The sequence below is a fragment of the Acetobacter indonesiensis genome (assembly GCF_000963945.1).
GTDB classification, from domain to species: Bacteria; Pseudomonadota; Alphaproteobacteria; order Acetobacterales; family Acetobacteraceae; genus Acetobacter; species Acetobacter indonesiensis.
The window spans coordinates 1-327 of record NZ_BAMW01000098.1 but is presented as its reverse complement, the minus strand read 5'-3'; the positions used below and the strand labels follow the sequence as shown (position 1 = coordinate 327).

Here is a 327-nt window from a genome sequence, read left to right as displayed (position 1 = left end):
ATCGGTCAGGCCAATAATCGACGAGATCAATGGTTCTGGATGATTTTTATCGGGATCATGGCATTTCTGTTCGGGGTGGGGATTGCACCGCTTCTGTTCAATCACATCACCTGGAAGAATTTTGATGAGCGCGTGGCGTCGTTCATTGTCGGAGGCAAGGACCGGTGGGATTCCGGAGCTGCGATGATGCAAGGCGCACGGCCCGAGCAATGGAGCAGCTTTATGTGGGAGGATCGGCTGGTGCAGGACAACATGCCGAAAATCCGCGAGTGTCGGATCGGAGCAACTCAGGCCGGACAGCCGAAATCCTGTGTGATTACGATCAAG

At 54.1% G+C, this 327-nt stretch carries 1 protein-coding gene; it reads left to right on the top strand.

The annotated features are described in order from the left end of the window. Positions 1–327 (top strand): DUF6118 family protein (locus tag Abin_RS15265; protein ID WP_048848508.1); only part of this gene is annotated, 327 nt, incomplete at both ends.